The following is an 8229-nucleotide window of genomic DNA, read 5'->3' on the forward strand; positions in this document are numbered from 1 at the left end:
TGAGCGCGGACCACGCGCTTGGCCGAGATGTTGACCACGGCGGCGGCGGCGGAGGCGGCGGCGGCGGCGGCGGCGGCGGCGGCGGCGGCGCAGCGAAGCTGTAGCGCAGGCCCACGGTCACCGACTGGTCGCGGTATTCGCCCGCGAAGTTACCCGGCTGCAGGGCGTTGGTGCCCTTCGAAGCGAAGGTGACTTCCGAGCCGCCCAGGTAGCGGTAGGTCAGGTCGACGTTCAGACGGTCGGTGGCCTTCCAGGCCAGGCCGCCGAGCAATTGCCAGGCGAAGGCGCTGTCCGCGTCGTCGATGGCCAGGTTCTGCACGCCCGGGTTGGACGGGCCGCCGACGCCGGTCACGTTCGAGAACTGGCCCAGGATCTGGTCAGCCTTGATGTGAGCGATACCGACACCAGCGCCCACGAACGGGTTGATCGCCGAGTCCGGCATGATGTCGTAGATGACATTGCCCATCACGGTCCAGGCTTGCATGCTGCCCGAGGGCGAGCCGCAGGTCGGGGACGCCGCGGTGCGGATCACACCGGGGGTGCACAGGCCGAGGATGGGTTGGGTGTTGCCGCCGCGGAACGACTCGACGTCGCCCGAGCGATAGCCGCCTTCGAGTTCGACACGCCAGTGGCTGTTCAGCTGGTAGCCGAGACGGGCGAAGCCGGCCCAGTCGTCCTGCTGCTGCAGATCCCAACGATAGGGAGCGCCATTGATCGCGTTGTTCGAGGATTCGAACTCAGCGCCTTCGGGCCAGTGGTAGCCCAGGTCCACCGCGCCATACCAGCCCGTGTCTTGCGCGGAAGCGCCGGACGCGGCGAACACCGCAGCCAGGGCAGCCCCTGCCAGAAGATTGAATTTCATATTCAGAGCCCTCTCTTGCCCTACGCTGCGGCCTAATGACCCAGCGCGACGTTATATAACAGGGCCGAAGCGGCATGAAAGTGCGCGAACGCAACACCCAGCGCCATTTTCCCCAACCCAGCGAACTATATCCCAGGACCGTACCCAATAACGCCCGGTTCAGGCAACGCCTGACCCAGGAATAGAAGCGCCTTGCGACTCTCCACCCCCGCGCCTGGCCGCGATGGCGTCCACAAGTTCACTTCGGAAGGCCGTCTCGACGTCCTCCGCAGGCCCCAAACGTAGACCCGGGGCCTTGGTTCCGCCGAATCGTCGCCACTCCGGAACGGGACTTTCCGTCCGGCGGGAATGTGGCCCTCCCGACACAGCAGGACCCGGTCGCGCGACGCCTGCAACCAAGTTCGCGCGTACGTGGAACTTCAGGTCAGGGAACTTCAGGTCGAGGAACTTCAGGTCGGGGCGGCCCGGCGCGCACGCCGCGTGCGGCCCCCCAGCGCCTCCGGCCGATTGAGCACCTTGCGGAACTCGTCGCGGCGTTCGTGGATGGAGGCGATGATCAGCCCCATGGGCACGCCGATCTCAACAAGCACGGCCTCGGAGAGCTGAAGACTGGCCTCAACGGTTTCCGGCACCGCGTCCGTGGCGCCCAGCTCATAGAGCCTGGCGGCGTGGCGGGCGTCGCGGGCCCGGGCGACGATGGTCAGGTCCGGCCTCATCTCGCGGGCGGTGGCGACAATGGCCTCAACGCCCTCGGGCGAGTCCATCGTGACCACCAGGGCCGGCGCGGTCTCCAGGCCGCAGCGCTTCAGGAACTCCGGCCGCGCGGCGTCCCCGTAGAAGATGTGCTCGCCCGCCCGCCGCGCCGCCTCCACCAGCCGGGGATCTCGCTCGGCGGCGACCCAGGCGATGTCGTGGCGGCCCAGCATGTCGCCCACCAGCTTGCCGACCCGGCCATAGCCCACGACCAGCACCTGGGGCTGGTCGGGATCGACGCTCGTGGAGGGCTGCTCGGCCAGGGCCTCGCCGGTCAGCTTGCGGCCGCCCAGCTTCAGGCCCATGGCGGCGAACCCGGGAATGCACATCATCGACAGGGTGGAGGCCACCAGGATGGTCTGGCCCAGCGCCCGGTCCACCAGCCCGTCGCCCATGGCCTGGGACAGGATGACGAAGGCGAACTCGCCGCCCGCCGCCAGCAGCAGGGCGCTCTCGATCGCCGCGCCGTTGGCCAGGCCGAACAGCCGGCCGAGCCCGAAGACCACCGTGGCGTTCAGGATCACGACGCCCAGCATGGTCCCGATGACCAGCAGGGGCTCGGCGGCCAGCAGGCGGACGTCCAGCCCGATGCCCACCGACAGGAAGAACAGGCCGAGGAGCAGGCCCTTGAACGGCTCGATGGTCACCTCGACCTCGTGCCGGTACTCGGTCTCGGCCAGCAGCAGGCCGGCGATGAAGGCGCCGAGCGCCATGGACAGGCCGGTGACCGCGCTGACCAGGCCGGCGCCCATGACCACCAGCAGGCAGGCGGCCATGAACAGCTCTTCGCTCTTGGCCCGGGCCACGGACTTCATCATGGGGCGCAGCAGGAAGCGGCCGAACACCAGAAGGGCGACGATCCCGGCCACGGCCGGGGCGAAGGCGGTGAGGATTTCCGGCGACAGCCCCTCCCCGCCCCGGCGGCCCAGGATGGCCAGGGTGATCAGGATGGGGGCGACGGCCAGGTCCTGGAACAGCAGGACCGAGAAGGTCGCCCGTCCGGCCATGGAGTGCTGGCGCTTGGCCTCGGTCAGGATCGGCATGACCACGGCGGTGGAGGACAGGGCCAGCGCCGCGCCGATGGAGACGGCGGCCGGCAACGGCAGGCCCAGCATGATCCCACAGGCCGCGATGGCCGCCAGGGATAGGGCCACCTGCAGGCCGCCCATCCCGAAGACGAGACGGCGCATGAGCCGCAGGCGTTCCCAGGACAGCTCCAGCCCGATCATGAACAGCAGGAACACCACCCCGAACTCGGCGAGCTGGGCGATCTCCTCGGGGTTGTCGATGGTGAAGTAGCCGAACCAGGGCACGGCGTCGGTCAGGGCGCCCAGGCCCGAGGGACCCAGCACCACGCCGGCGCCCAGGAAGCCGAGGATCGGACTGATCTTCCAGCGGCGGAACAGGGGAACGACCACGCCCGCGGTCGCCAGAAAGAGAACGACGTCCTTATAGCTTCCCGGCGAGACGTGACCTTCCATACGCGCTCCTTCTTGATGATCCGCCAACTATAGCCCGCCAAACGCGCGGGAGGCGATTATGGACTCGCTATGCGCGCGAGAAGGACCAAGGCGAAGTTGACTTGGCCGGGGCCGCCGGGGCCTATGCCGGCATATTTTCTTTTATTCATGGAGATCGCCCTTGGAGGCCTGGAATTACGCCAACCTGTGGGAATCCGTCGCCCGCGCCATCCCTGACCGCCCAGCCCTGATCCATGGCGACCGCGTCATCGCCTGGGGCGCGTTCAGCGCCCGCGCCGACGCCCTGGCCGCGCACTTCGTGGCCTCAGGCCTCGCCCAGCAGTCCAAGGTGGCGGCATATCTCTACAATGGTCCTGAATTCCTCGAGACCTACTTCGCAGCCTTCAAGGCCGGCCTCGTCCCGTTCAACACCAACTACCGCTATGGCGACGACGAGCTGATCTATCTGTTCGACAACGCCGACGCCGAGGCCGTGGTGTTCAGCGCCGCCTTCGCCGAAATGGCCGCCAAGGTCCGGGGCCGCCTGCCCAAGGTGAAGACCTGGATCTGCGTGGCCGAGCCGGGCTTCACCCAGCCGGACTGGGCGGACGACTACGACGCCATCGTCGCCGCCAAGGCCCCGGCCGACTTCACCGCGCCCTGGGGCCGCTCGGCCGACGACCTGCTGTTCATGTACACCGGCGGCACCACCGGCATGCCCAAGGGCGTGATGTGGCGCCAGGAGGACCTGTTCAAGGCGCTGGGCGGCGGGGCCAACCTGCTGCTGGGCCTGCCGCCGCTGGAGACCTGCGCCGAGGCCGGGGCTCGCGCCGCCGCCAGCCCCGACCCGCAGATCACCATTCCCGTGGCTCCGCTGATGCACGCCACCGGCCAGTTCATCTCCTTCGGCAGCCTGGTGGGCGGCGGGACCATCGCCACCCTGACCGGGCGCCGGTTCGATCCAGCCGCCCTGTTCGACGAGGTCGACCGGATCAAGGCCAACGGCCTGGTCATCGTCGGTCCGGCCTTCGCCGCGCCCATGCTGGAGACGCTTGAAGCCCACCCGGGCCGCTGGACCCTGCCGTCCCTGCGCCGGATCGTCTCGTCGGGCGCCATGTGGGGCGCTGAGAACAAGAACGGCCTGCTCAAGCACCTGCCGCACATCATGCTGATGGACAGCCTGGGCTCGTCGGAGGCGCTCGGCCTTGCCGGCTCCACCTCGGGCGGCGGCGCCACCGCCGGCACCGCCAAGTTCATGGCCGGCCCCAACGCCGCCGTCTTCACCGAGGACGGCCGCCGGGTCGAAGCCGGATCGGGCGAACGCGGCCTGGTGGCGGTCGGCGGCCACACGCCGGTCGGCTACTACAAGGACGAGGAAAAGTCGGCCAAGACCTTCCGCACCTTCGAAGGCCGCCGCTGGAGCGTGCCCGGCGACTGGGCGACCCTGGAGACCGACGGCTCCATCACCCTGCTCGGCCGCGGCTCACAGGTGATCAACACCGGCGGCGAGAAGGTCTTCCCCGAAGAGGTCGAAGAGGCCCTGAAGCGCTTCCCGGGCGTCCGCGACGCCGCCGTAGTGGGCGTGCCTGACCCGCGGTTTGGCGAGCGGATCTGCGCCGTGGTCGATTGCGCGCCGGGCGTCACCCCGACCCTGGCCGAGTTGTCAGCCCACGTGAAAGCCCACCTGGCCGACTACAAGGCCCCGCGCGAACTGGTCCTGGCGCCGGTGGGCCGGGCGCCCAACGGCAAGCTCGACTACAAGGCCATCCGCACCCGCGCCCTTGAGGCCCTGGGCCAGGCGGCCGGGTAACAGAATTGTAACGTGGCTTGAAGGGCGGCGGACGTCATGGTCCGTCGCCCTTTTTCTTGTCCGATAGGCTGGTACTTCATGAAGATGTCCTGGTTCGCCGGCGCCGCCCTGGCGCTGGTCCTCGCCGCCCCGGCCCTGACCACCCCGGCCCTGGCCGCCGACGCCGCGGCGGCCGCGATTGAAGCGCCGCGTCAGGGGAGCTGGGGCTTCGACCTGGCCGGCCGCGACCTCAGCGTCTCGCCGGGCCACAGCTTCTATGACTACGCCAACGGAACCTATGTCCGCGACCTGGTGATCCCGTCCGACCGGACGAGCTTCGGCTCCTTCGACCGCCTGCGCGAACTGTCAACCGCCCGGATGCAGGCCGTGGTCCAGACCGCCGGCGCCGACAAGGCCGCCAAGGGCGACGAGGCCAAGCTGGGCGCGCTCTATCGCAGCTTCATGAACGAGGACCGGGTGAACGCCCTGGGCGCCAAGCCCCTGGCCCCCGAGTTGGCCCGCATCAAGGCCGCCAGGTCCGCCTCCGACATCGCCCGCACCATGGGCGAGCACCAGCACGGCTTCGGCGGCTCGGCCTTTGGCGCCTTCATCTATGACGACGCCAAGGACCCGCTGAAATACACCGTCTATCTGGGCCAGGGCGGCCTGGGCCTGCCGGATCGCGACTACTATTTGAAGGACCGGTTCGCGACCCAGAAGACCGCCTACCAGGCCTATGTCGCCCAGATCCTGACCCTGATCGGCTGGCCCGACGCGGACGCCCAGGCCAAGGCCATCGTCGAGCTCGAGACCCGCATCGCCCAGGTCTCCTGGTCCAAGGTTGAGCAGCGCGACGACACCAAGACCTACAATCCCTACGACGCCGCCCGCCTGGACGCCCTGGCGCCCGGCTTCGACTGGAAGGCCTTCCTGGCCGGGGCGAAGCTGTCGGGCGCCAAGCGCGTGGTGGTGTCCGAGAACACCGCCTTCCCGAACATCGCCCTGATCTACGCCCAGACCCCGCTGGACATCCTGAAGGCCTGGACAGCCTTTGGCCTGGCCGATCAGGCCGCGCCCTACCTGTCCAAGGACTTCGAACAGGCCGCCTTCCAGTTCCGCGACAAGACCCTGGCCGGCCAGGTGGAGCAGAAGCCGCGCTGGAAGCGTGGGGTGAGCCTGGTGGACAGCCAGATCGGCGAAGCCCTGGGCAAGCTCTACGTCCAGGCCTACTTCCCTGCCGAGGCCAAGGCCAAGATGGAGGGCCTGGTCAGCGACATCCTGACCGCCATGAAGGGCCGGATCGAGCGGGTGGACTGGATGGGCCCGCAGACCCGGGCCAAGGCCCTGGAGAAGCTCTCCAAGTTCAGCGTCATGATCGCCTATCCCGACACCTGGCGGGACTATTCGGCCCTGAGCCTCAAGGACGATGACCTGTACGGCAACGTCCAGCGCGCCATCGCCTTCGAGTGGGACCGCAATGTCCGTCGCATGAACGGGCCGGTGGACCGCAAGGAATGGGGCATGACCCCGCCGACGGTGAACGCCTACTATTCGCCGACCAAGAACGGCATCGTCTTCCCGGCCGCGATCCTGCAGCCGCCGTTCTTTGATCCGGCCGGCGACATGGCCATCAACTATGGCGCCATTGGCGGGGTGATCGGCCACGAGATCACCCACGGCTTCGACGACCAGGGCCGCAACTTCGACGGCGACGGCCGGCTCACCGACTGGTGGACGCCGCAGGACGCCGCCAAGTTCGAGGCCGAGGCCAAGGCCTTCGGGGCCCAGTATTCCGCTATCGAGATCCTGCCCGGCGCCCACATCAATGGCGACCTGACCATGGGCGAGAACATCGCCGACCTGGGCGGGCTGCTGCTGGCGCTGGACGCCTATCACGTCTCGCTGAAGGGTCAGCCGGCCCCGGTGATCGACGGCCTGACCGGCGACCAGCGGGTGTTCCTGGGCTGGGCCCAGGTCTGGCGCTCGAAGATGAAGGAAGACCGGCAGCGCCAGCTGCTGGCCATCGACCCGCACAGCCCCAACCGGGCCCGCGTCGAGGTCCCGGTCCGCAACATCGACGCCTTCTACGAGGCCTTCGGCGTCAAGCCGGGCGACAAGATGTACCTGGCTCCCGACCAGCGCGTCCGCATCTGGTAAGGGTCTAGCTCGGAAACAGCTCCACATGCGTGGCGGCGTCGCGTCCGAAATAGAGGACACGGCGCCCGCTGATCGACACCAGATAGCCCGCGCAGCCGGCGGCCTTCGCCTTCCGGCAGAAGCCTCTATAGCTATAGTCCGGCCCGCCCGCCTGGGCCTCGCGGATCGCCTCGCCCAGGGCTTCCGGGTCGAGACGCGCGGCCACAGCGCCCTCGGTCGTGTGCGCCGTCAGATCGACGCTGTCGCCGTCGGCCGCGTAGTAGGTGGCGGTCGTGCGGCGATAGTCCACCAGATAGCCATCGAAGCCCCCCTCGGTCAGCGCGCCGAGGATCTGCGGGAACGACAGGCTCCCGTCCTCGGCGCCCGCCAGGCAGGCCTCCGCAAGGGCTCTCATGCGCGCGTCCATGGGGCGGTCCTTTCCTATTTGTGGTCGTAGTTCAGCTGACCGGCGGGGCCTTGAGTCCTCGGCGCTCCACCACCTGGCGCATCACCTGCTCCACCGTCCGGCGCTCAGCCTCGGTCAGGTGATCGAAGAACTCGGCGTCGTTCTGGTCCGCTAGGGCCGACAGCCGGGGCGTCAGGGCGCGGCCGGACTCGGTGAGCGCCAGGCGCTGGGCGCGGGCGTCGTCGGGGTCGTCCCGCCGCGCGATCAGGGCCTTGGCCAGCAGACGTTCGGCCAGCTTGCTGATCGCCCCCCGGGTCAGACCCAGCCGTTCGGCCAGTCGGCTGGGGGAGATCTCGCCGGCGTCATAGAGCTCGCGCAGCACCACCCACTCGGCCACCGTAACGCCCTCGCGCTCCACCTTGCGGGCGAAGGCCTGAGAGACGTGGTTGGAGACGTACCTCAGCCAGTAACCGAGATGGGCGGTCAGTTGCGATGGGGGGACGGGTTCGGTCATTGTTGACAAGGAAACTAAACAAGTATGTTTCCTTGTCAACATCTGTCTGGTGGTGGGCGGTCATCCGCGGCGCAGAATGTCCTCGGCCGCCCACAGGCCGGTGGCGAAGCTGGCCTGCAGGAGGTAGCCGCCGGTGGGCGCCTCCCAGTCCAGCATCTCGCCGGCCGCCCAGACGCCGGGGCGGGCGCGCAGCATCAGGCCCTCGTCCAGGGCCGCGCGGCTGATCCCGCCCGCCGTGGAGATGGCGCGGGCGATGGGCCGGGGCCCGGTCACCCGCACAGGGACCGCCTTCACCGCGGCGGCCAGGTC

Annotated in this window: 7 protein-coding genes; 2 read left to right on the forward strand and 5 right to left on the reverse strand. The window is 68.9% G+C overall.

What is annotated here, in order from left to right; translation table 11 throughout:
• Together ACFQ27_RS20220 and ACFQ27_RS20225 are read right to left on the reverse strand one after the other, a co-directional pair.
• A partial coding sequence (locus ACFQ27_RS20220; protein WP_377354837.1) for an outer membrane protein occupies window positions 1–862 on the reverse strand: 862 nt, incomplete at its 3' end.
• Window positions 863–1311: 449 nt separating this feature from the next.
• Window positions 1312–3096: a cation:proton antiporter domain-containing protein gene (locus ACFQ27_RS20225; protein WP_377354838.1), complete on the reverse strand. Its 1785-nt coding sequence runs from the start codon at window positions 3094–3096 to the stop codon at window positions 1312–1314.
• A 160-nt stretch (window positions 3097–3256) separates the two neighbouring features.
• Between ACFQ27_RS20225 and ACFQ27_RS20230 the strand changes: the two genes are divergently transcribed.
• Window positions 3257–4885 carry an AMP-binding protein gene (locus ACFQ27_RS20230; RefSeq protein ID WP_377354839.1) on the forward strand — a complete coding sequence of 543 codons (1629 nt, stop codon included), beginning with the start codon at window positions 3257–3259 and terminating at the stop codon, window positions 4883–4885.
• Between the two features lie 78 nt (window positions 4886–4963).
• A complete protein-coding gene (locus ACFQ27_RS20235; RefSeq protein ID WP_377354840.1) occupies window positions 4964–7021 on the forward strand; it encodes a M13 family metallopeptidase in 2058 nt (685 codons plus the stop codon).
• Between the two features lie 4 nt (window positions 7022–7025).
• On the opposite strand, the gene ACFQ27_RS20240 is transcribed toward ACFQ27_RS20235, so the two are convergent.
• The 3 genes from ACFQ27_RS20240 to ACFQ27_RS20250 form a co-directional block, all read right to left on the reverse strand.
• A complete protein-coding gene (locus ACFQ27_RS20240; protein WP_377354841.1) occupies window positions 7026–7415 on the reverse strand; it encodes a DUF1398 family protein in 390 nt (129 codons plus the stop codon).
• Window positions 7416–7458: 43 nt separating this feature from the next.
• Window positions 7459–7920 carry a MarR family winged helix-turn-helix transcriptional regulator gene (locus ACFQ27_RS20245; protein ID WP_377354842.1) on the reverse strand — a complete coding sequence of 154 codons (462 nt, stop codon included), beginning with the start codon at window positions 7918–7920 and terminating at the stop codon, window positions 7459–7461.
• A gap of 60 nt (window positions 7921–7980) precedes the next feature.
• Window positions 7981–8229 (reverse strand): NAD(P)/FAD-dependent oxidoreductase (locus tag ACFQ27_RS20250; RefSeq protein WP_377354843.1); only part of this gene is annotated, 249 nt, incomplete at its 5' end.

Source organism: Phenylobacterium conjunctum, from assembly GCF_042679085.1.
Classification (GTDB): domain Bacteria; phylum Pseudomonadota; class Alphaproteobacteria; order Caulobacterales; family Caulobacteraceae; genus Phenylobacterium; species Phenylobacterium conjunctum.

Coding starts and splice junctions, on each gene's coding strand:
- ACFQ27_RS20225 (WP_377354838.1), bottom strand. CDS start 3,096: ATGGAAGGTCACGTCTCGCCGGGAAGCTATAAGGACGTCGTTCTCTTT.
- ACFQ27_RS20235 (WP_377354840.1), top strand. CDS start 4,964: ATGAAGATGTCCTGGTTCGCCGGCGCCGCCCTGGCGCTGGTCCTCGCC.
- ACFQ27_RS20240 (WP_377354841.1), bottom strand. CDS start 7,415: ATGAGAGCCCTTGCGGAGGCCTGCCTGGCGGGCGCCGAGGACGGGAGC.
- ACFQ27_RS20245 (WP_377354842.1), bottom strand. CDS start 7,920: ATGACCGAACCCGTCCCCCCATCGCAACTGACCGCCCATCTCGGTTAC.